This is a genomic window from Microlunatus speluncae (assembly GCF_009299835.1).
Lineage (GTDB): Bacteria > Actinomycetota > Actinomycetes > Propionibacteriales > Propionibacteriaceae > Microlunatus > Microlunatus speluncae.
In genome coordinates this window covers 347,985-369,494 of the sequence record NZ_VKCZ01000014.1, presented here as the reverse complement: position 1 = coordinate 369,494, position 21,510 = coordinate 347,985, and the positions used below count along the sequence as shown (strand labels likewise).

Here is a 21,510-nt window from a genome sequence, read left to right as displayed (position 1 = left end):
TTGTGGACCAACCGCGACGACTCGACGGACAACGTTTTCCTCGTGGCAAGGCGCAGCCGCGGCGGAGGTCATGCCCGGTTCGCAGCCTGAGGCCATGGCCCTCCCTCGACGCAGCTTCCTCGGTCTCGCCGCCGGCACCGCGGCCGCGACCTCGGCCCTCACCTTCGATTCGGCGGCCGCAGCGCCGCTGCCCAAGCTCAGCGATCCCTTCACCCTCGGCGTGGCCAGCGGCGACCCGCTGCCGAATGCCGTGGTGCTGTGGACCCGGCTGGCCCCCGATCCGCTCAAGGGCGGCGGGATGCCGGCCCGCACCTATCGGGTCGAGTGGGAGGTGGCGGCCGACGACAAGTTCAGCCGGGTTGTCCGATCCGGCGTCGCCTCGGCCAGCCCGTCGCAGGGCCACAGTGTGCACGTCGATGCGGTCGGCCTGGAGCCCGGCCGCACCTACTGGTTCCGGTTCCGGCAGGGCGAGCACGTCAGCCCGGTCGGCCGGACCCGGACCGCGCCGTCAGTCCAGGCGAATCCGGAGTCGTTGCGCTGGGGCGTGACGTCCTGCCAGAACTGGGAGGCCGGCTACTACAACGCCCACCGGCACCTGGCCGAGGAGGATCTGGATTTCGTCGCGTTCCTCGGCGACTACATCTACGAGGGCAAGGGCAATCCGAACGCGCTGCGGACGCATGAGGGCACCGACGAGCCGTACTCGCTGACCGACTACCGCAACCGGCACGCGCAGTACCGCACCGACGCCGACCTGCAGGCGGCGCACGCGGCGCACCCGTTCATCTGCACGCCGGATGATCATGAGATCGACAACAACTGGGCCGACGACATCCCGCAGGACCCGCAGAACCAGACGCCCGAGGCGTTCCGGAAGCGGCGGATCGCTGCGCTGCAGGCCTACTACGAGCACATGCCGTTCCGGCGGACCCAGCGGCCGCACGGCCCGGACATGCAGATCTACCGGGCGTTCCGGTTCGGCCGGCTGCTGGACGTGCCGGTGCTGGACACCCGGCAGTACCGGTCGGACCAGATCAGCACCCTGGCCGAGGCCGAGGCGCCGGGCCGGACGATCACCGGCGAGAAGCAGGAGAAGTGGCTGCTACGGCGGCTGACCGACTCGCCGTCCCGGTGGAATGTGCTGGCCAACCAGGTGATGTGGGCCCAGAACGACCGCACCGCCGGCCCTGCGGAATCCTTCGACTTCGACAACATGGACGGTTACCGGTGGCAGCGTCGCCGGGTGCTGGAGCAGTTCCGGCAGGTCTCGAATCCGGTGATCATGACCGGCGACCGGCACTGCACCTGGGCCTGCGACCTGAAGACCGACTTCGATCATGAGGGCTCCGAGGTGGTTGGCGCCGAGTTCACCGGCACCTCGATCACCTCCGGCGGCGACGCCGATCCGGTCGCCTTCCACAAGTCGTACGACCCGATCATGGCCGACAGCCCGCACTGGCGCTACATCGACAACCAGCGCGGCTATCTGATCATGGAGGCGAACCGGAAGCAGTTGACCACGCAACTGCGCCTGGTCGACACCGTGACCAAGCGCGAATCCAAGGTCCGGACCGAGGCGACCTTCGTGGTGCTGGACGGCGTCCCCGGCATCACCGAGGTGGACGCCGCCAAGGCCTGATCCGCTTGATCGTTCCCTGAGCTTGTCGAAGCCTGTCCTGAGCCTGTCGAAGGGGGCAAGGGGGATCGGGCCCTGCCCCCTTCGACAGGCTCAGGACAGGCTTCGACAGGCTCAGGGAACGAATACGCCAGGGGTGGGTTCGGCACAGGTCGCGCGGGTGGGATATCTTGACATCAAGACAGCGCGACCTGAGGAGAGAGTGTCTTGGCCAAGATCATCTACACCCTGACCGACGAGGCACCGCTGCTGGCGACGTACTCGTTCCTGCCGATCATCGACGCCTTCACCGACAGTGCCGGCGTGGAGGTCGAGACCCGGGACATCTCGGTCGCGGCTCGCATCCTGGCCGGCTTCGCCGACCGGCTGCCCGCCGATCAGCAGCTCCCCGACGCGCTGGCCGAGCTGGGTGAGCTGGCGACGACGCCCGAGGCCAACATCATCAAGCTGCCCAACATCTCCGCTTCCGTACCGCAGCTGAAGGCGGCGATCACCGAGCTGCAGGCCCAGGGATTCGCGCTGCCCGATTATCCCGACGAGGTGAAGTCCGACGAGGACGCCGACGTCCGGGCCCGCTACGACAAGGTCAAGGGCTCCGCGGTCAACCCGGTGCTGCGCGAGGGCAACTCCGATCGCCGCGCACCTGCCTCGGTGAAGAACTACGCCAAGTCGCACCCGCACTCGATGGGCGCCTGGTCCGGCGACTCGAAGACCAACGTCGCGCACCTGACGGCCGGTGACTTCCGGTCCAACGAGCAGTCGGTGGTGCTGGCCGACGCCGACGTGCTGACGATCAAGCACACCGCCGCCGACGGCACCGAGACCGTGCTCAAGGACGGGCTGAAGGTGCAGGCCGGCGAGGTGGTCGACGCGACCTTCCTGAGCGCCGCCGCGCTGGACGCGTTCCTGACCGAGCAGATCGCCCGGGCCAAGGCCGACGACGTGCTGTTCTCGCTGCACCTCAAGGCCACGATGATGAAGGTCTCCGACCCGATCATCTTCGGCCACGCCGTCCGTGCCTTCCTGCCGTCGGTGTTCGAGCAGTACGGGGCCGACCTCGCCCAGGCCGGGCTCAGCCCCAACGACGGCCTCGGCTCGATTCTCGCCGGGCTCGGCGCACTGCCCAACGGCGACGAGATCAAGGCCGCGATCGACCAGGGGCTGGCCGATGGGCCGGCGCTGGCGATGGTCAATTCCGACAAGGGGATCAGCAACCTGCACGTGCCGAGCGACGTGATCGTCGATGCCTCGATGCCGGCGATGATCAGGACCTCGGGTCACATGTGGGGCCCGGACGGTGGCGAGGCCGACACGTTGGCGGTGCTGCCGGACAGTTCGTACGCGGGCATCTATCAGGTCGTCCTTGACGACTGCCGGGCCAACGGCGCCTTCGATCCGTCGACGATGGGCTCGGTGCCCAACGTCGGGCTGATGGCGCAGAAGGCCGAGGAGTACGGCAGCCACGACAAGACCTTCGAGATCACCGCCGCGGGCACCGTCGAGGTGATCAACTCCGCCGGCGACGTGTTGATCAGCCATCAGGTCGAGGCCGGCGACATCTGGCGTGCCTGCCAGACCAAGGACGCCCCGATCCAGGACTGGGTCAAGCTCGCCGTGACCCGGGCCCGGGCGTCGGGGACGCCGGCGATCTTCTGGCTGGACGAAAGCCGGGCTCATGATCAGAATCTGATCGCGAAGGTGAACACCTACCTCGCCGATCATGACACCGACGGTCTTGATCTTTCGATCCACGCCCCGGTCGAGGCGATCAAGATCTCGGTCGACCGGATCCGCAAGGGCGAGGACACCATCTCGGTGACCGGCAACGTGCTCCGCGACTACCTGACCGACCTGTTCCCGATCTTGGAACTGGGCACCAGCGCCAAGATGCTGTCGGTGGTGCCGCTGATGAACGGGGGCGGTCTGTTCGAGACCGGCGCCGGCGGGTCGGCGCCGAAGCACGTGCAGCAGTTGATCAGCGAGAACTACCTGCGCTGGGACAGCCTGGGCGAGTTCCTGGCCCTGGCCGAGAGCCTGCGGCACCTGGCCACCTCGGCCGGCAACGCCCGGGCCCAGGTGCTGGCCGACGCCCTCGACCGGGCGACCGAGACGCTGCTGAACGAGAACAGGTCCCCCGCGCGCAAGCTCGGCTCGATCGACAACCGCGGCAGCCACTTCTACCTGGCGCTCTACTGGGCCCAGCAGCTGGCCGCCCAGTCTGAGGATGCCGAACTGGCGAAGCTGTTCGCTCCGGTCGCGGCCCAGCTGACCGAGCAGGAGGCCGCCATCGCGGCCGAACTGCTCGGTGTCCAGGGCTCGGCGACCGACATCGGCGGCTACTACCGCCCCGATCCGGAGAAGACCACGGCCGTGATGCGCCCCTCCCCCATCCTCAACGAAACCATCGACGCCCTCCGTCACTGACCTCCAACCCCGAGTTGTCAGAACGAGGGGACGCCAGAGCGTCCCCTAGTTCTGACAACTCGGGGTTGGTCGTTAGAAGTTGAGGCGGTAGTAGGTGGAGAGGTGGGAGAGGGCGGGGATGGTTTTCCCGACTGCGGCCAGGACCTGATAGCGGTGGGTGAGGGTCGAGAAGTCGCTGGCGTCGAAGACGCCGACCGCGTCGCGACATTTCAGTCGGTAGTCGATCGCCTCCAGCTCGGTCGGCCAGTCGATGCCCCAGTGCAGGGTCGCTTCCGCCTTGGTCACCGCCCCGTTCAGCTTCTGCAGCCGGACGCCGAGTCGGCTGAAGCCGTCGAAGATCATTTGCCCGGTACGGAAGCCGCCGGCGATGCGGCGCAGCAGGGCGTGGCCGTCGGCCTCGGTCAGGTAGTAGACCAGCCCCTCGGCCACCATCAGCACCGGCCGGTCGCGCGGCACCTGGTCGAGCCAGGTCGGGTCGGTCACCGAGGAGGCGATCATGGTGCTGCCGGGCCGGTCGCCGAACAGCTCGCGGCGGAGCTTGATCACGTCCGGCAGATCGATGTCGTACCAGGAGACGCCGGGGCCCGGGCTCACCCGCCAGACCCGCGTGTCCAGGCCACAACCGAGATGCAGCACGACCGCGTTCGGATGGCCGGCCAGGAACTCGCGGGTCCACCCGTCCAGGAATTCGGCCCGCATCGCCACCGAGTAGTGATCACCGGGCCGCAGCCCGGTCTTGGTCGGGTCGAAGTTGATCTTGTCCAGCGTCTCGGCCGACAAGGTGTCGCCGAGGATCGGGTCCGGTGAGCGCGCGTCCAGCGCCCGGCCGTAGAGGGTCGCCAGCATCGTCGCCTCGGCGCCGTGCAGGTCGACCTGGGGGCGATCGTCGGCCGTGTCCGCAGCGGTGTCAGTCACACCCTTGATCGTACGCCTGGGTGACGTTCCCTGAGCCTGTCGAAGGGCAGGTCGACGATGATCTCGCTCAGCGAGTCGGAGCGCGATCAGGCCTGCCCTTCGACAGGCTCAGGGAACGAACAGTCAGCGGGCGTTGAAGTACTTGGCTTCGGGGTGGTGGACGACCAGGGCGTCGGTGGACTGTTCGGGGTGGAGCTGGAGTTCCTCGGAGAGTTCGACGCCGATCCGGCCGGGCTCGAGGAGGTCGACCAGCTTGATCCGGTCCTCGAGATCCGGGCAGGCCGGGTAGCCGAAGGAGTAGCGGGAGCCGCGGTAGGCCTGGTCCCTGATCATGTCCTCGACCGCGCCGTCGTCGGCGGTGAAGCCGAGGTCGGTGCGGATCCGGGCGTGCCACAGCTCGGCCAGCGCCTCGGTCAGTTGCACGCTCAGCCCGTGCAACTCCAGGTAGTCGCGGTACGCGTTCTTCTCGAACAGCTCGGCGGTCGCCCTGGCCACGGCCGAGCCCATGGTCACCAGGTGGAACGCGATCACGTCCGGCCCCTTGTCCCGGGCCGACTCGCGGTCGCGGAAGAAGTCGGCCAGGCAGAGGAACCGGCCGCGGCGCTGCCGCGGGAAGGCGAACCGGTGCAGCTCGGCGCCCGGGTCGTCGACCTCGCCGCCGGGCCGCAACACGATCACCTCGTCGCCGTCGCTGTAGCAGGGCCAGTAGCCGTAGCTGACGGCGAACTCGGCGATCGAGTCGGTCTGGATCCGGTCCAGCCACAGCCGCAGCCGCGGCCGGCCCTCGGTCTCGATCAGTTCCTCGTAGGAGACCCCGTCGCGGGAGCCCTTCAGGCCCCACTGCCCCATGAACGTCGCCCGCTCGTCCAGGTAGCCGGCGACCTCGGCCAGCGCGATTCCCTTGACGATCCGCGAGCCCCAGAACGGCGGCGTCGGTACGTCGACGTCGCGGGCCACATCGGAGCGAGCCGGCACCTCGACCCGCTCCTCCAGCGCGACCGCCGAGGAACCCGTGGCTTTGACCCGGCGCTCTCGCGGGGCCGGCAGGGCCGCGCCGGCCTCGCCGCGCTTGACCGCCATCACCGCGTCCATCAGCCGCAGCCCCTCGAAGGCGTCCCGGGCATAACGCACCTCACCGGCGAACACCTCGCGCAGATCCTGCTCGACGTAGGCCCGGGTCAGCGCGGCGCCGCCGAGCAGCACCGGATAGGCGGTAGCCAGGCCGCGATTGTTCAACTCCTCAAGGTTTTCCTTCATGATCACCGTCGACTTGACCAGCAGTCCGGACATCCCGATCGCGTCGGCCCGGTGCTGCTCGGCGGCCTCGATGATCGTGGTGATCGGCTGCTTGATGCCGAGGTTGACCACCGTGTAACCGTTGTTGGTGAGGATGATGTCGACCAGGTTCTTGCCGATGTCGTGCACATCGCCCTTGACCGTGGCCAGCACGATGGTGCCCTTGCCGGCGTCGTCGGTCTTGTCCAGGTGCGGCTCCAGATAGGCCACCGCGGTCTTCATCACCTCGGCCGACTGGAGCACGAACGGCAGCTGCATCTCGCCGGAGCCGAACAGTTCGCCGACCACCTTCATCCCGGCCAGCAGGTCGTCGTTGATGATCGCCAGCCCCGGCTTCTCGGCCAGGGCGAGGTCAAGATCATCACCGAGGCCCTTGCCCTCGCCGTCGATGATCCGCCGCTTCAGCCGTTCGGTCACCGGCAGCTTGGCCAGCTCGGCCGCCCGTTCGGCCTTGGTGTCGGCCATTTTCACGCCGGAGAAGATCTCCAGGTAGCGCTGCAGCGGATCGTAGTCCTCGCGCCGCCGGTCGTAGACCAGATCGAGCGCTACTTCTCGTTGCTCAGCGGGGATCCGGGACATCGGGGTGATCTTGGCCGCGTGCACGATCGCCGAGTCCAGCCCGGCCTCGACGCATTCGTGCAGAAAGACGGAGTTGAGCACGACCCGGGCGGCCGGGCTCAGGCCGAAGGAGATGTTGGACAGGCCGAGCGTGGTCTGCACGTCCGGGAAGAGCCGCTTCACCTCCCGGATCGCCTCGATCGTCTCGATCCCGTCCTTGCGGGTCTCCTCCTGGCCGGTGGCGATCGGGAAGGTGAGGCAGTCGATGATGATGTCCCGGGTCCGCAACCCCCAGTTCTCGGTGAGGTCCTTGATCAACCGACTGGCGACCTTGACCTTCCACTCCCGGGTCCTGGCCTGCCCCTCCTCGTCGATCGTCAGCGCCATCACGGCCGCGCCGTGCTCGGCCACCAGCTGCATGATCTTGGTGAACCGGGAGTCGGGCCCGTCGCCGTCCTCGTAGTTCACCGAGTTGATCACCGACCGGCCGGCCAGCCGCTCCAGCCCGGCCCGGAGCACCTCCGGCTCGGTGGAGTCGATCACGATCGGCAGTGTCGACGCGGTGGCGAAGCGGTACGCGATCTCACTCATGTCGGCGGCACCGTCACGGCCGACGTAGTCGACGTTGAGGTCGAGCAGGTGCGCGCCGTCGCGGATCTGGGACCGGGCGATCTCCACGCAGTCGTCCCAGCGCTCCTCCAGCAATGCCTCGCGGAACGCCTTCGACCCGTTGGCGTTGGTCCGCTCCCCGATCGACAGATAGCTGGTGTCCTGGCGGAACGGCACCTCGGCGTACAACGAGGCGGAGGCGGCCGTCGGCTGCGGCGTGCGCTCCAGCACCGGGCGCCCACCCTCCGGGCCGTGCAGTCGCTCGACCACCTGCCGCAAGTGCTCCGGCGTGGTGCCGCAACAGCCGCCGACCAGGCCGAGGCCGAACTCGCCGACGAACTGCTCCAGCGCGTCGGCCAGTTGGACCGGGGTCAGCGGGTAGTGCGCGCCGTCGGCGGTCAACTCCGGCAGCCCGGCGTTCGGCATGCAGGCCAGGCCGATCCCCGCGTGCCGGGACAGGTGCCGCAGGTGCTCGCTCATCTCGGCCGGCCCGGTGGCGCAGTTGAGCCCGATCAGGTCGATGCCGAGCGGCTCCAGGCTGGTCAGCGCGGCGCCGATCTCGGTGCCGAGCAGCATCGTCCCGGTGGTCTCGACGGTGACGTTGACGATGATCGGCACGTCCAGGCCGGTGGCCAGCCGGGCCCGCTTGGCACCGATCGTGGCGGCCTTGGTCTGCAGCAGGTCCTGCGAGGTCTCTATCAGCACCGCGTCGATGCCACCGGCCAGCATGGCCTCGACCTGGCGCTGGAAGGCGTCGCGGAGTTCGGCGTAGCTGATGTGGCCGAGGGTCGGCAGCTTGGTGCCCGGTCCAACGCTGCCGAGGACGTAGCGGGGCCGGTCGGCGGTCGCGTACCGGTCGGCGGTGCGGCGGGCGATCCGGGCCGCCGCCTCGGCCAGCTCCTCGATCCGCTCCGGGATGTCGTACTCGTTGAGCGCGGACAGGTTGGTGCCGAACGTGTTGGTCTCGACCGCGTCGACCCCGGCCTCGAAATAGGCGCCGTGGATCGCCTCGACCACGTCCGGCCGGGTCACGTTGAGGATCTCGTTGCAGCCCTCGAGCTGCTCGAAGTCGTCCAGCGTGAGGTCGTACGACTGCAGCATCGTGCCCATCGCCCCGTCGGCGATCACCACGCGCTCGGCGAGCGCACTACGGAGGTCACGACAAGGGGCGGCGTGGGGACTCACCGGGCGAGGATATCCGCGTTCACCTCTGCGAGAACGTCCGGTGCCAGCAGGCGAGAGAGACGTAGGGTTGTGCTGTGCCGGAACCCACGCCCGATTCACCTGTTGAAACCGTTGATCTACGGGATCTGAACGAGCCGATCGCGGTGATCGCCTTCCAGGGCTGGAACGACGCGGGCAACGCCGCCTCGGACACGGCCCACAGGCTGGCCGGGCTCACCGACGCGAAGCTCGGGTACGAGATCGACGGCGAGGACTTCTACGACTTCCAGGTCAACCGGCCGCAGGTGCAGACCGGTGACAACGGTGCCCGCAGCCTGATCTGGCCAGCCACCCAGGTGAAGGCGGGCCGGCTCAGCAACGGCCGCGATCTGGTGTTGGTCGAGGGCTACGAGCCCAACATGCGCTGGCGGCAGTTCTGCTCCCTGGTCACCTCCGCGCTCGATTCGGCCGGGGTGACCCGGGCCTACCTGCTCGGTGCGCTGCTCGCCGACACCCCGCACACCCGGCCGATCCCGGTGTCGCAGACCGCCGGCGACCCGGACACGGCCGAGCGGCTGGGGCTGGAGATGTCGACCTACGAGGGCCCGACCGGGATCGTCGGCGTGCTCGGCGACGCGCTCTCCCGGACCGGCACCGACGTGATCACCTTCTGGGCGGCGGTGCCGCACTACGTGTCCGCTCCGCCCTGCCCGAAGGCGACCCTGGCGCTGCTGTCGAAGCTCGAGTCCGCGCTCGACGTGCCGCTCGATCACGGTGACCTGGCCGAGCTGGCCCGGGCCTGGGAGCGCGGCGTCGACGAGTTGGCCGAGCGGGACGACGAGGTCGCGGAGTACGTCCGGACGCTGGAGCAGCAGCGCGACGAGACCGAACTGCCGGAGGCGTCGGGCGAAGCGATCGCGGCCGAGTTCGAGCGCTACCTGCGACGCCGGGAGTCCTGACCGGGTTCAGGTCACCAGCAACGGCACCAGCAGCAGGGGCAGGCTGGTCAGCAGATTGACCAGCAGGTGGGCGATGATCATCGGCATCAGCCGCCGCTGCCGGAGCACGATCAGGCCGGCACCGATCCCCCAGACGACGAAGGCGACGCCGAACACCGGCATCGCGGCGGCGGTCGGCGCGTAGAACAGGTGCTGGGCACCGAACAGCAGCGCCGGCAGGCCGATCGCCAACGCCGTCGGCCACCGGTGCCGGGCCAACTCGGTCTGCGCGTAGCCGCGATAGACCAGCTCCTCGGCCGGCGCGTTGAGCGGGGCGAAGGTGATCGCGGTGATCACCGCGAGGACGATCGTGACCGGCACCGACAGCCGCATCGCAGAGTCGTCGACGAAGATCGTTGCGAACGCCTCGAAGAGCCCGCTGCCGTACCGGAGACCCATGATCAGGAAGATCACCGCCAGGAACAGGGTCTGCAGGACCATGAACCAGAGCAGGCCCCAGAGCAGGTCGCGCGGCAGCCGGGCGGCCGAGAAGCCGATCAGGTCGCGGAGCCGGCGCCCCTCGCGGCGGAGCCGCTGCCGCAGCAACAGCAGGGTCGCGATGTTGACCGGCAGCATGGCCAGGGCCGACAGCATCGCCGGCGGGAAGGCGGGATGCTGGCCGGCGGCCACCAGGATCAGCCAGGTCAGGACCGTGGCGACGCCGACCAGGGCCACCCGGATCACCGGCAGGGTGACGGCCGAGCGCACGGTCGTCATCGGGGGCGCCGCGACATAGCGGTCAGTTTGGCCGCGACTACCCGGCCAAATTGACCGCTGTCTTGCGCGGTGCCGCCTCGGCGGGCGGTCATCCGCCGGCTTCGGCCCGGAGCGCCCTGACCATCGCGTCCGGATCGTCAGCGCCGAACACCGCGGAGCCGGCGACGAAGGTGTCCGCCCCGGCCTCGGCACAGCGGGCGATCGTGTCCGCGGCGATGCCGCCGTCCACCTCGAGCCAGATGTCGGCTCCGGTCGCGTCCACCAGTTCCCGGGCTCGGCGCAGCTTGGGCAGCGTCAGGTCGAGGAACTTCTGGCCGCCGAAGCCCGGCTCGACGGTCATGATCAAGATCAGGTCCAGCTCGCCGATCAGGTCCGCGTACGGCTCGATCGGGGTCGCCGGCCGGAGCGCCATGCCGGCCCGGGCACCTTGGGCGCGGAGTTCGCGGGCCAGCTTCACCGGCGCGTCCGAAGCCTCGATGTGGAAGGTCACGGACTCCGCGCCGGCCTCGGCGTAGGCGGGCGCCCAGCGGTCGGGCTCGGCGATCATCAGGTGGATGTCGAGCAGTTTGTCGGTCGCCTTTCGCACCGACTCGACCACCGGCAGCCCCAGGGTCAGGTTGGGCACGAACCGATAGTCCATCACGTCGACGTGGATCCCGTCCGCGCTCGACACCGCGGTCATCTCGGACTCGAGGTTGGCGAAGTCGGCGGACAGCAGGCTCGGCATGATCTTGATTCCCACGGGCCGCACTCTACTGGCCGATCTGACGAATCAGCGGCGACGGAGGTAGGCGGCGAACATCGCGTCGGTGCCGTGGCGGTGCGGCCAGAGCTGGAGGTACGGGCCGAGGGTGGCGTCGGGCAGGTCACTCAGGCCGACCGCGGCCAGCACCGCGGTGCTGTCGACCGTCTCGACGTCGTCGCGCTCGGCCAGGGTCGCCTCGACCACCTCGACGGTCTCCCGTCGATGCGGCGAGCAGGTCACGTAACCGATCACCCCGCCGGGAGCAGCCGCGTCGATCGCCGCGGCCAGCAGCCGGCGTTGCAGCGGGACCAGTTCATTCAGCGCCGCCGGCTCGCGTCGCCAGCGGGATTCCGGCCGTCGCCGCAGCGAGCCCAAGCCGGAGCACGGCACGTCGGCCAGCACCCGGTCGAACCGCTCGGTCACCCAGGCCGGGTCGGTGCCGTCGGCCATGATCACCTCGACCGTCGGGCCCAGTCCGCGGACCGCCGACCGGACCAGCTCGGCCCGGTGCTGGCTGATCTCGACCGCCACCAACCTGCTCCCGGACTGCCGGGCCAGACCGCCGAGCAGGGCCGTCTTGCCGCCCGGCCCGGCACACAGGTCGAGCCAGACGCCGGTCTGCGGCCGCTCCGAGTTGATCGGCACCGCGGCCAGGCCGGCCGCCACCAGTTGCGATCCCTCGTCCTGGACGCCGGCCCGGCCTTGGCGGATCGCGGCCAACTCCGCCGGCGCGCCCTGCCAGGTCGCGGCGTAGGGCGACCAGCGTCCTGGCCGGGCTCCCGCCTCGATCAGCTCCGCGACCTCGGCCAGGCCGGGCCGGACCGCGAGGGTGACCGCGGCCGGTTCGTTGTTGGCGAGCAGCGCTGGTTCCAGTTCCTCGGCCGGCAGGACGTCGGCGTAGGCCTGGACGATCCAGCGCGGATGGGCGGTGCGCAGGGCAAGCGCCGCGGTCGGCTCGAGGCCGCGGCCGAGCCGGTCGAGCCAGCCGGCATAGTCGTCGGCTCCGACCTTGCGCAGCACGGCATTGATCAGGCCGGTGATCTTGGGACCGACCGCCTCGCGGGCCAACTCGACCGTGCTCGCCACCGCGGCGTGCGCCGGCACCCGCATGGACAGCAGTTGATGGGTGCCGAGCCGCAGCAGCACCCGGACCGGCGGATCGAGCCGTTCCGCATCCCGGCCGGAGGCGGCGCCGACGATCCGGTCGTACGTCCCCTGCAGCCGACTGGTGCCGGCCGCGAGCTCAGTGCTGAACGCGGCGTCCCGGCCACTCAGACCGCGCTCGGCCAGCAGCCGGTTCAGTTCCAGGTTGAGATAGGCCCCGTCCAACTCGACGGCCAGCAGCGCGTCCAGCGCGGCCCGGCGAGCCGGGTCGCGCGGCTCTTGATCACGAGGCTGCTGACCACGAGGGGGTGCGGGCATGATCAGCCGAAGCTGTCGTCGCCGGCGAAGGTGACGCCGCGGGCCCAGTCCGCGGCCCGCATCGGCTTCTTCCCCTGCGCCTGCACCTGGCCCAGCTCCAGGACTCCCGCCCCGGTGCCGACCTGGACCGCCTTCTTGGTCACCCGCAGCCCCCGCGGCGGCAACGCCTCGGCCTCGACCACGGTGGCAGAGTTGATCTTGAACCGATCGCCGTGCAAGGTCGTCCAGGCGCCGGGTGCCGGCTGGCAGCCGCGGATGATCCGATCGATCTCGATCGCCGGCCGGTCCCAGTCGATCATCGCGTCCTCGACCGTCAGTTTCGACGCGTAGCTCACCTCGGCCTCCGGCTGTTCGGTCGGCGTCGCGGTGCCGGCGGCGAGGGCGTCCATCGTCGCCAGCAGCAACTCCGATCCCCGGTCGGCGAGTCGGGAGAGCAGGTCGCCGGCTGTGTCGGTGGCCCCGATCTCCTCGGTGATCTGGTCGAACACCGGGCCCGCGTCCAACGCCTTGACGATCCGGAAGGTGCAGGCGCCGGTCACCTGGTCACCGGCCATGATCGAATGCTGCACCGGCGCGGCGCCGCGCCAGGCCGGCAGCAGCGAGAAGTGCAGGTTGACCCAGCCGTGGGTCGGGATGTCCAGCAGCCGCTGCGGCAGCAGCGCACCGTAGGCGACCACCGGGCAGCAGTCCGGCGCCAGCTCGGTCAGCCGGGCGACCACCTCCGGCGCACCGGCCTTCTCCGGCTTCAGCGTTTCGATCCCCAACTCCGCCGCCCGGGCCGCCACCGGGCTCGGATGTAGCGTGCGACCCCGCCCGCTCGGCGCATCCGGCCGGGTGATCACCGCGACCACCTCATGGTCGGACCCGACCAGGGCATTCAGCGCGGGCAGGGCGACATCGGGAGTTCCGGCAAAGACAAGGCGCACGGACCGAGAGTGTAGACCGCCTGGCATCCGAGAAGGACGTCGGCAACATCGCATCCGTAGTTGAAAAGGTGAGTCCGACTTCCGATTCCTTCCTGAACCTGTCAAAGAGCCAGCCCCGATCAGTCCGGGGCACCGGTGAGCTGACATCCGGTCTGCCCTTCGACGAGGGAACGGACCAAGCACTGACGGGTCGTTGACAGACCAGTGAGTAAGTGATTTAGTCACTTTATGAATTCGGCTTCCCCTTCCCTGTCCGAGCAGATCGCCGACGGCATCGTCGCGATGATCCGCGACCAGGGGCTGCGGCCCGGGGATGCGTTGCGGTCGTCGCGCGACCTGGCGGGGCACTTCGAGGTCACCACGCCGACGGTGCGGGAGGCCCTGCGCCGGCTCGAGGCGACCGACGTGATCCGGTTCCGGCATGGCTCGGGCACCTATGTCGGGGACGGGATCGGGCGGCGGCTGCTGTCCAATCCGCATGTCCGGGAGGCGGGGCCGGCGGCGGTGCTGGAGTTGATCGACGCCCGGATCCTGATCGAGCCGCAGCTGGCCGCGGCCGCGGCCCGGTCCCGGACCGAGGACGCCTTGGCGGCGCTGGAGACCGCGGCGGCCAACGCGTTGCGGCCCCAGCGGGGTGCCGAACGGCCGGCGCTGCATTTCCATGTCGCCCTGGCCGCCGCGACCGGCGTGCCGCTGGTCCGGGAGACCGTCGAGGCGCTGCTGCAGGTCCGGGAGCGGGAGCAGATCGAGATCCGGCTCCGGTACGACGACCGGGAGCGCGACCACGCCGAGCACCTCGCGATCCTGCAGGCGGTCCGCGACGCCGATCCGGACGCGGCGGAACGGCTGACCCGGGAGCACCTGACCGCGATCCGCGCCTCGATCGCGTCCGACCGGCCCGCCGCGGTGCCGACGAGCGAGGACCCCCGATGACGCACCGGCTGGCCGAGCTGACCACGGTCCAGGCCGCTGCCGCCGCCGAACGCGACGGCATCGTGCTGATCCCGGCCGGCGCGTTCGAGCAGCACGGGCCGGGGTTGCCGCTGGCCACCGACCTGCTCCGGGCCGAGGGGGTCGCTGACCTGGTGGCCGAGCGGTTCGGCGGCCGGGTCGTGGTCGGGCCGTCGATCCCGATCGGCGTCTCGCCGCACCATCTCGCCTTCGCCGGCACGGTCTCGGCCCGGCCGGCGACCTTTGTCGCGCTGCTCCGGGACTATCTGGAAAGCCTGCACCCACACGGATTCCGGCGGTTCCTGGTGATCACCGGACACGCCGGCAACAACGCCGCCCTGGAGACCCTCGCGCAGGACCTGCTCCGCGACCTGCCCGAGCTGGAGTTCGCCTGGACGCCGATCACCACCCTCGCCGCCGACGTGGTCGGCGACCTGACCGTCAGCCCGGTGCACGGTCACAGCGGCGAGGCCGAAACCGCTCAGCTGCTGCACCTACGTCCCGACCTGGTGCAGTCCGATCGGCTCCGCGCCGGCACCACGGAGCTTGATCAACTCGAACCGCTCCCTCGGCTGTCCCGGGCCGGCCTGCCCAAGCTGGCCGTCGGCTACCACCGGCTCAGCCCGGACGGAGTCCTCGGCGACCCGCGGCACGCCACCGCGGCCGACGGGAAGTTGATCATCGACCGGGCCACCGGCCGGATCGTCGACTTCATGAAGGAATGGCTGGACGCCTAGCCGATCCGCCCCCCACAACTGAACCTTCACCCTCCGGACACCCGCCGTCCGGCACCCCCGCACACCCTCGACCGGCAACGAAAGGCCTGACCAATGACGCCCAGCCGCCGTAATCACCCACCCACCTCACCGCCGATCCCCCATAAACGCGGCAGTTCGGACCATCCGCGGCCGTTGCAACTGCCGCGGATCGTCCGAACTGCCGCGGCTGGGGTGAGACGGGCCGGGCCACGGTGGCTGGGCCGGATCGCGGCCGTGGTGGTCGGCGCGGTGCTGGTGGGGTCGCCGGTGGCTATCGCCGACGCCGGGTCGGCGGAGGCCGGCTCCGCCAACACCGGGTCGGCGGAGGCCGGCTCGTCGACCGGGCAGCGGTGCGGTCGGGCCACGGAGCAGCAGTCGGGCACCAGCGCCAAGTACGAACTCCGCGATCAGGGCCGGGACCGGGAATACATCCTGCATCTGCCGGACGACTACGAGCGCCGCTCCGACTGGCCGTTGATCATCGCCTTCCACGGCCGCGGCGGCACCGGGACCGAGATCGAGGGTTACTCGGGTCTCTCCACGCTGCCGGCCGTCGTCGCCTACCCGTCGGGCGAGCTCGGCGCCGGCGACGGCTACCGCCGGGCCTGGCAGGGGGCGCCGTACGCACCGCCGGACGTCGACGATGTCACCTTCACCGCGGCGCTGCTTGATCAACTTCAGCAGACCTGGTGCGTTGACGAGCAGCGCAGCTACGCGACCGGCAAGTCCAACGGCGGCGGCCTGGTCAATCTGTTGGCCTGCCGGCTGCCGGACCGGTTCGCCGCCGTCGGCATCGTCGCCGGCGCCTACTACCCGCAGAGCCGGGCCGGCTGCGCCGAGGCGGACCCGATGCCGATCATGATCATCCACGGCACCGGCGACGCGACCATCCCGTACACCGGTGATGCCGATCGTGATCTTCCCGCCGTCGCCGACTGGGCGGCCGACTGGGCCGACCGCAACGGCTGCCGGAGCGGGCCGCGCAGCCGGACGATCGGCGGCGACGTGACCGAGCTCCGCTGGAGCCGCTGCACCGACGGCGCGGACGTGACCCACCTGGCCGTCAGCAACGGCGGCCACGTCTGGCCGGGCGCGCTGGCGTACTCGGGCGGCGGCTGGATCACCCCGACGATCGACGCCCAGACCGAGCTGTGGCAGTTCTTCCGCCGGCACACCGCGCCGGCCAGCGCGAACGGAGGCGACCGATGAGCCACGACGTGACCGAACGCCCGACGGATCAGGCCGACCGGCTGCCCGGGATCGTCCGGGCGATGGCCGTGATCGAACGGGTCGGCAACGCGCTGCCGCACCCCTTCTGGCTGTTCTGGATCCTGGTGATCATCCTCGGCGTCGCCAGCGCGATCCTGTCCGCCGCCGGGGTCTCGGTGATCTCGCCCAGCGACGGCGAGACGGTGACCGTGCGCAACCTGTTCAGCGGCGACGGGCTGGCGATGGCGCTGTCCGGCGTGATCGACAACTTCGCCGAGTTCCCGCCGATGGCCACCATCGTCGTAGTGATCATGGGCGCGGCGCTGGCCGAGCACAGCGGCTTCCTGGCCGCGGCGATGAAGACCGGGGTCTCCCGGGTGCCGGCCTCGTGGGTCGTCTTCGCGGTCGCCTTCGCCGGCACCGCGGCCCACGTCGCCTCGGCCGCCGCCTACATCATCCTGGTGCCCCTGGGCGGGCTCGCGTTCCGCGCGGTCGGCCGGTCGCCGATCCTCGGCGTGGTGGTCGCCTACACCGCGATCGCCTCGGGCTACGACGCCAGCCCGATCCCCACCCCGAATGACGCGATCTTCGCCGGGATCACCACCGCCGCGGCCAAGATCATCGACCCGAACGCGTACGTCTCCCCGTTGAGCAACTGGTTCTTCAACATCGCCTCCTCGATCCTGTTGGCGATCGTGATCACCGTCGTGACCAAGTTCGTGCTGGCCAAGCGGCCCGATCTGGATCCCGATCCGGATGTCGACCTGACCGACCTCGGCACCCTCGAGCTGTCGCCGCGCGAACGGTCCGCCCAGCGGCTCGCCCTGATCACGCTCGGCGTCGCCGTGCTGGTGCTGTTGGCCCTGCTGCTGCCGCCCGGTTCGCCGTTGCGGGGTGCGGACGGGACGCTGGCCGAGTCGCCGTTCCTGGAGGGCATCGCCGCGATCGTCGGGTTGCTGTTCGCGCTCTGCGGCATCGTCTACGGCGTCCGGTCCGGCACCATCACCGCCTTCGCCGACGTGCCGAAGCTGATGGGGCGCGGGATCCGGCAGATGGCACCGGTGCTGGTGCTGTTCTTCGCCATCGCGCAGTTCCTGGCCTACTTCGACTGGACCCGGATCGGAGACCTGATCGCGGTCGAGTCGTCCCAGTTGCTGGATCAGAACAACGTGCCGGTGCCGGTGATCTTCCTGATGGTGTTGATCTTGCTCGGGGTGGTCAATGTGATGATCACCAGCGGCTCGGCGATGTGGTCGATCGCCGCCCCGGTGCTGGTGCCGATGCTGATGTTGCTCGCGGTGCCGGCCGAGACCACCCAGGCACTGTTCCGGATCGCCGACTCCGGGTCGACCGCGATCACGCCGATGAGCCCGTACTTCGTGATGGCACTCGGCTTCCTGCAGCAATACCGGAAGAACGCCGGGATCGGCACCCTGGCCTCGTACACCCTGCCGTTGGCGATCGCCATGACCGTCTGCTGGACCGCGCTGTTCTTCCTCTGGTGGGCCCTCGGCATCCCCCTCGGCCCCGGCGCCCCCGTCCGCTGACCCCCGACTTGTCAGAACTAGGGCACGCTCTGGCGTGCCCTAGTTCTGACAACTCGGGGTTGGGGGGTTGGGGGTCAGTCGATGATGACGGGGTCGACGCGGATGCGGAGGCCGCCGTCGCTCTTGCGGGCGCTGCGGATCGCGGTGACCTCCTTCGCCGCCCGGGCCAGTCGGTCGCCGAACTGGCGGGGTGAGCGCAAGGTGAGGCGCCAGACCGGGCCGTCCTCGCCGGCGACGCGTTGGGCCGCGGTGCGCGGCAGCTCGACCGGGCCGAGCAGCTCGGTGCCGTCGGGCGGCTGGGCCAGCTCGACGAACTCGTCCAGCGACTCGCGCCGGCCCTCCACCGTGATCAACTTCACCGCCGGCGGGAAGTGGGCCTCGCCGCGCTCGACCAGCTCCCGCGCGGCGAAGCCGGCGGCGTCCAGCCGGACCAGCGCCTGCAGGGCCCGACTGGTGCTCTCCCCCACCGCGAGCACCGTGCCGCCGTCACCGCCGGGCCGGACCAGGGCGGTCACGTTGAACCAGCGGCGCAGCGCCTCCTCGGCGGCGCGCAGGTCGGGGCGCAGCAGCAGGATCGATGTGTCCAACAGCAGCGCGGCGGCGTACCCGTCGATGGCCGGCGGTTCCGCGCCGGGGGTGGCCACGACGATCGCCGAGTCCGCCCCGACCTCCGGCAGCACCCCGCCGCCGGCCGACTTGCGGACCGTGGTCTGCGCGAAGGCCCGGCCCAACTCCTCGGCCGTACGCTCCGCCCCGACCACCGGCGCGCGGAGCCGGCGGCCACCGCAGATGGGACAGGTCCAGTCGGCCTGCAGCCGGCCGCACCAGGAGCACGACGCCGGATGATCACCGGCGCCCTGCCGGGTCGGGCCGCCGCAGAACTGACACCGCACCGGCTCCCGGCAGGTCTGGCAGATCAGCGCCAGCAGATAGCCGGCCCGCGGCACCTGGACCAGCACCGGCCCCTGCGACAGCCCGACCCGGATCACCTCGAACGCCTCGCGCGGCAGCCGGAGCGCCCGGGCCAGCGGATCGCGTTCCAGCCGGGAGTCGCTGTCGGCGGTCACCTTCACCCGCGGCGACTGCCGCCGCAGCACGGTCCGGTCCAACGCGACCTCGTGCGCCCAGCCGGACTCGAGCCAGGACTGCACCTCGACGCTGCGGCCGTAGGAGGCGAAGAGTGCGGCGCAAGGCTCGGTGACCGCCCGCAGCGCGAGCACGTCGCGGGCATGCGGGTACGGCGCCCGCTGCTCGGACAGCAGGTCGTCGCCGTCGTCCCAGACCGCGACCAGTCCAAGATCACGAACCGGTGCGAACGCGGCGGCCCGGGTGCCGATCACCACCGACACATCGCCGCGCAGCGCGGCCAGAAATGATCGGTAGCGGGCCGACGGACCAAGATCAGCGGTCAGCTGGACGTACGCCTTCTTGCCCAGCGTTTCCGCGCAGGCGGCGGCCAACCGATCAAGATCATGCGCGTCCGGCACGATCATGATCACGCCCCGGCCACCGGCCACGGTGGCGGCTGCCGCGGCGGCGAAGCCGGCGGCCCAGTCACCGGTCGGGTCGGTGCTCGGCGTCGGCCGCCAGACCGCGCGGGGGGTGCGGCCGTCACGAAGGGCGGTCAGCAGGGAGGGTCCGTCCGGGAAAGTCGCCCAGGGGCCGGCCACGAGCTCGGAGCGGGAGGTGGTCTGCCCTTCGACAGGCTCAGGGAACGGAACCGGCCGCGCCGCGCCGGCCGATGCCGCCGAGCCGGGTTGCCCTTCGACAGGATCAGGGGACGGAACAGGCTCACCGGGTTGCTCTTCGGCCGGCTCGGCGGGCGGGGACGGTTTGCGACGCGGCTCGGCTTCGGTGGCGGCGTGGCGGGGCGGGACGGCGAGCCGGAGGACGTCGGCGAAACAGCCGGCGTAGTGATCGGCGACCCGGCGGATCAGCCGGGTCACCTGTGGCGTCAGCACCGGTTCGGCGGAGATGATCTTGTGCAGCGGGGCGAGGGTGCCGTCATGATCGGTTTCGTCGACCCGCTCCAGGATGAAGCCGTCCCGCAGCTTGCCGGCGAACCGGACCCGGACCCGGGCTCCGGGCACCGCCTGCTCGTCCTGCCCGGCCAGCACCCGATAGTCGAACGGCCGGTCGAGGTGACTCAGTGAGACGTCGACCGCGACCCGGGCCACCGGCTTCTCGGCCGCCTGCTCCGGCCGGTTCGGCTCGCCCTTGGTCTTGGCCTTACGCCCGTTCGCCTTCGGCGCAGACTCCTCCCCGGTCGCGGGGATCGCCAGCTCGAAGGCCGGCTGCTCGGCGGCAGGCACACCCGGATGATAGGCGTACGCCGCCGACAACCACCCACAACGCCGAGTTGTCAGAACTGAGTTGCGCTATAGGGCTACTCAGTTCTGACAAGTCGGCGGGATCAGCCCTTGACGGCGGCGGCGAGGCGGTCGGCGCGCTCGGTGCCTTCCCAGGTGACGCCGGGGAGGTCGCGGCCGAAGTGGCCGTAGGCGGCAACCTGGGCGTAGACCGGGCGCTTCAGCTCCAGGTCACGGATGATCGCGGCCGGGCGGAGGTCGAAGGTGGCCAGCACAGCTTCGCGGATCTGCTCGGTCGGGACGGCCTCGGTGCCGAAGGTCTCGACGTAGAAGCCGACCGGGTGCGCCTTGCCGATCGCGTACGCCACCTGGACCTCGCACCGCTTGGCCAGGCCGGCGGCGACGACGTTCTTGGCCACCCAGCGCATCGCGTAGGCGGCGGACCGGTCGACCTTCGACGGGTCCTTGCCGGAGAAGGCGCCGCCGCCGTGCCGGGCCATGCCGCCATAGGTGTCGACGATGATCTTGCGGCCGGTCAGGCCGGCGTCGCCCATCGGGCCGCCGATCTCGAACCGGCCGGTCGGGTTGACCAGCAGCCGGAAGTCGGAGGCGTCGATCGCGTAGTCCTCCAGCACCGACTCGACCACGTGCTTGCGGACGTCCGGGGTGAGCAGCCGGTCCAGATCGATGTCGGCCGCGTGCTGACTGGACACCACGACGGTCTCCAGCCGGACCGGCCGGTCGGCCTCGTCGTACTCGATGGTGACCTGGGTCTTCCCGTCCGGCCGCAGGTAGGGCATCGTGCCCTCCTTGCGGACCGCGGACAGCCGCTCGGCCAGCCGGTGCGCCAGATCGATCGGCAGCGGCATCAGGCTGTCGGTCTCGTCGCAGGCGTAGCCGAACATCAGGCCCTGGTCGCCGGCGCCCTGCAGGTCCAGCTCGTCGACCGAGCTCTCGGTCCGCTTCTCGAACGCGGTGTCCACGCCCTGGGCGATGTCCGCGGACTGCTGCCCGATCGCGACCGAGACGCCGCACGAGGCGCCGTCGAAGCCCTTGGTCGAGGAGTCGTAGCCGATCGAGAGGATCCGCTCCCGCACGATCGTCGGGATCTCGACGTACGCGTTGGTGGTGACCTCGCCGGCCACGACGACCAGGCCGGTGGTGACCAGCGTCTCGACCGCGACCCGGCTGTCGGGATCGGAGCCCAGCATCGCGTCCAGGATCGAGTCACTGACCTGATCCGCGATCTTGTCCGGATGGCCTTCGGTCACCGACTCGGACGTGAAGAGTCGTCCTGCCATGGCTGCTGCCCCTTCGGGTGCCCGC

Annotated in this window: 15 protein-coding genes; 7 read left to right on the top strand and 8 right to left on the bottom strand. The window is 70.3% G+C overall.

Translation table 11 applies throughout. The annotated features are described in order from the left end of the window. The first annotated feature begins 94 nt into the window (after nucleotides 1–94). Together FNH24_RS18475 and FNH24_RS18470 are read left to right on the top strand one after the other, a co-directional pair. Complete coding sequence (locus tag FNH24_RS18475; RefSeq protein ID WP_217428300.1) at nucleotides 95–1,639, top strand: alkaline phosphatase D family protein; 1,545 nt, start codon at nucleotides 95–97, stop codon at nucleotides 1,637–1,639. 204 nt (nucleotides 1,640–1,843) lie between these two features. Next, nucleotides 1,844–4,060, top strand: coding sequence for an NADP-dependent isocitrate dehydrogenase (locus tag FNH24_RS18470; RefSeq protein ID WP_152363677.1), 2,217 nt, complete (start codon nucleotides 1,844–1,846; stop codon nucleotides 4,058–4,060). A 72-nt stretch (nucleotides 4,061–4,132) separates the two neighbouring features. On the opposite strand, the gene FNH24_RS18465 is transcribed toward FNH24_RS18470, so the two are convergent. Together FNH24_RS18465 and metH are read right to left on the bottom strand one after the other, a co-directional pair. Next, on the bottom strand, nucleotides 4,133–4,975 hold the full coding sequence (locus tag FNH24_RS18465) for a class I SAM-dependent methyltransferase (protein ID WP_217428299.1): 843 nt from the start codon (nucleotides 4,973–4,975) through the stop codon (nucleotides 4,133–4,135). Between the two features lie 123 nt (nucleotides 4,976–5,098). Next, nucleotides 5,099–8,623: a methionine synthase gene (gene metH, locus FNH24_RS18460; protein ID WP_281351046.1), complete on the bottom strand. Its 3,525-nt coding sequence runs from the start codon at nucleotides 8,621–8,623 to the stop codon at nucleotides 5,099–5,101. Nucleotides 8,624–8,697: 74 nt separating this feature from the next. On the opposite strand from metH, the gene FNH24_RS31745 reads away from it, so the two are divergent. After that, nucleotides 8,698–9,561, top strand: a complete 864-nt coding sequence (locus tag FNH24_RS31745) for a PAC2 family protein (protein WP_152363676.1) — start codon at nucleotides 8,698–8,700, stop codon at nucleotides 9,559–9,561. A 6-nt stretch (nucleotides 9,562–9,567) separates the two neighbouring features. Here FNH24_RS31745 and FNH24_RS31740 read toward each other — a convergent pair whose 3' ends face one another. The 4 genes from FNH24_RS31740 to fmt all read right to left on the bottom strand — a co-directional run bounded on the left by FNH24_RS31740 (nucleotide 9,568) and on the right by fmt (nucleotide 13,410). After that, nucleotides 9,568–10,317, bottom strand: a complete 750-nt coding sequence (locus FNH24_RS31740) for a CPBP family intramembrane glutamic endopeptidase (RefSeq protein WP_152363675.1) — start codon at nucleotides 10,315–10,317, stop codon at nucleotides 9,568–9,570. A gap of 88 nt (nucleotides 10,318–10,405) precedes the next feature. Further along, the gene (rpe, locus tag FNH24_RS18445) at nucleotides 10,406–11,059 is read right to left on the bottom strand and encodes a ribulose-phosphate 3-epimerase (RefSeq protein ID WP_152363674.1); all 654 of its coding nucleotides are present in this window, start codon (nucleotides 11,057–11,059) and stop codon (nucleotides 10,406–10,408) included. A gap of 30 nt (nucleotides 11,060–11,089) precedes the next feature. Further along, complete coding sequence (locus tag FNH24_RS18440) at nucleotides 11,090–12,484, bottom strand: RsmB/NOP family class I SAM-dependent RNA methyltransferase (RefSeq protein ID WP_152363673.1); 1,395 nt, start codon at nucleotides 12,482–12,484, stop codon at nucleotides 11,090–11,092. Between the two features lie 2 nt (nucleotides 12,485–12,486). Next, nucleotides 12,487–13,410, bottom strand: coding sequence for a methionyl-tRNA formyltransferase (gene fmt / locus FNH24_RS18435; RefSeq protein WP_152363672.1), 924 nt, complete (start codon nucleotides 13,408–13,410; stop codon nucleotides 12,487–12,489). A gap of 228 nt (nucleotides 13,411–13,638) precedes the next feature. On the opposite strand from fmt, the gene FNH24_RS18430 reads away from it, so the two are divergent. From FNH24_RS18430 to FNH24_RS18415, 4 genes are all read left to right on the top strand, one after another. After that, nucleotides 13,639–14,343 (top strand): FadR/GntR family transcriptional regulator, encoded by a 705-nt coding sequence (locus FNH24_RS18430; RefSeq protein WP_152363671.1) that lies wholly within the window; start codon nucleotides 13,639–13,641, stop codon nucleotides 14,341–14,343. Continuing rightward, entirely contained in the window at nucleotides 14,340–15,098 is a 759-nt protein-coding gene (locus FNH24_RS18425) for a creatininase family protein (protein ID WP_152363670.1), read from the top strand. Before FNH24_RS18430 ends, FNH24_RS18425 begins: the two co-directional genes overlap by 4 nt. Nucleotides 15,099–15,311: 213 nt before the next feature. Beyond that, a complete protein-coding gene (locus FNH24_RS18420; protein WP_152363669.1) occupies nucleotides 15,312–16,328 on the top strand; it encodes a CE1 family esterase in 1,017 nt (338 codons plus the stop codon). Next, nucleotides 16,325–17,875: an AbgT family transporter gene (locus FNH24_RS18415; RefSeq protein ID WP_152363668.1), complete on the top strand. Its 1,551-nt coding sequence runs from the start codon at nucleotides 16,325–16,327 to the stop codon at nucleotides 17,873–17,875. Before FNH24_RS18420 ends, FNH24_RS18415 begins: the two co-directional genes overlap by 4 nt. A gap of 74 nt (nucleotides 17,876–17,949) precedes the next feature. On the opposite strand, the gene FNH24_RS18410 is transcribed toward FNH24_RS18415, so the two are convergent. Both FNH24_RS18410 and metK read right to left on the bottom strand, forming a co-directional pair. Next, entirely contained in the window at nucleotides 17,950–20,187 is a 2,238-nt protein-coding gene (locus tag FNH24_RS18410; RefSeq protein ID WP_246186958.1) for a primosomal protein N', read from the bottom strand. Between the two features lie 101 nt (nucleotides 20,188–20,288). Further along, a complete protein-coding gene (metK, locus tag FNH24_RS18405) occupies nucleotides 20,289–21,485 on the bottom strand; it encodes a methionine adenosyltransferase (protein WP_152363667.1) in 1,197 nt (398 codons plus the stop codon). Nucleotides 21,486–21,510: the final 25 nt, after the last annotated feature.

Bases quoted from the DNA above. Each gene is read 5' to 3' on its own strand.
- FNH24_RS18430 (WP_152363671.1), top strand. From the start codon at position 13,639: ATGAATTCGGCTTCCCCTTCCCTGTCCGAGCAGATCGCCGACGGCATC.
- metK (WP_152363667.1), bottom strand. From the start codon at position 21,485: ATGGCAGGACGACTCTTCACGTCCGAGTCGGTGACCGAAGGCCATCCG.
- FNH24_RS31740 (WP_152363675.1), bottom strand. From the start codon at position 10,317: ATGACGACCGTGCGCTCGGCCGTCACCCTGCCGGTGATCCGGGTGGCC.
- FNH24_RS18425 (WP_152363670.1), top strand. From the start codon at position 14,340: ATGACGCACCGGCTGGCCGAGCTGACCACGGTCCAGGCCGCTGCCGCC.
- FNH24_RS18440 (WP_152363673.1), bottom strand. From the start codon at position 12,484: ATGCCCGCACCCCCTCGTGGTCAGCAGCCTCGTGATCAAGAGCCGCGC.
- FNH24_RS18415 (WP_152363668.1), top strand. From the start codon at position 16,325: ATGAGCCACGACGTGACCGAACGCCCGACGGATCAGGCCGACCGGCTG.
- FNH24_RS18475 (WP_217428300.1), top strand. From the start codon at position 95: ATGGCCCTCCCTCGACGCAGCTTCCTCGGTCTCGCCGCCGGCACCGCG.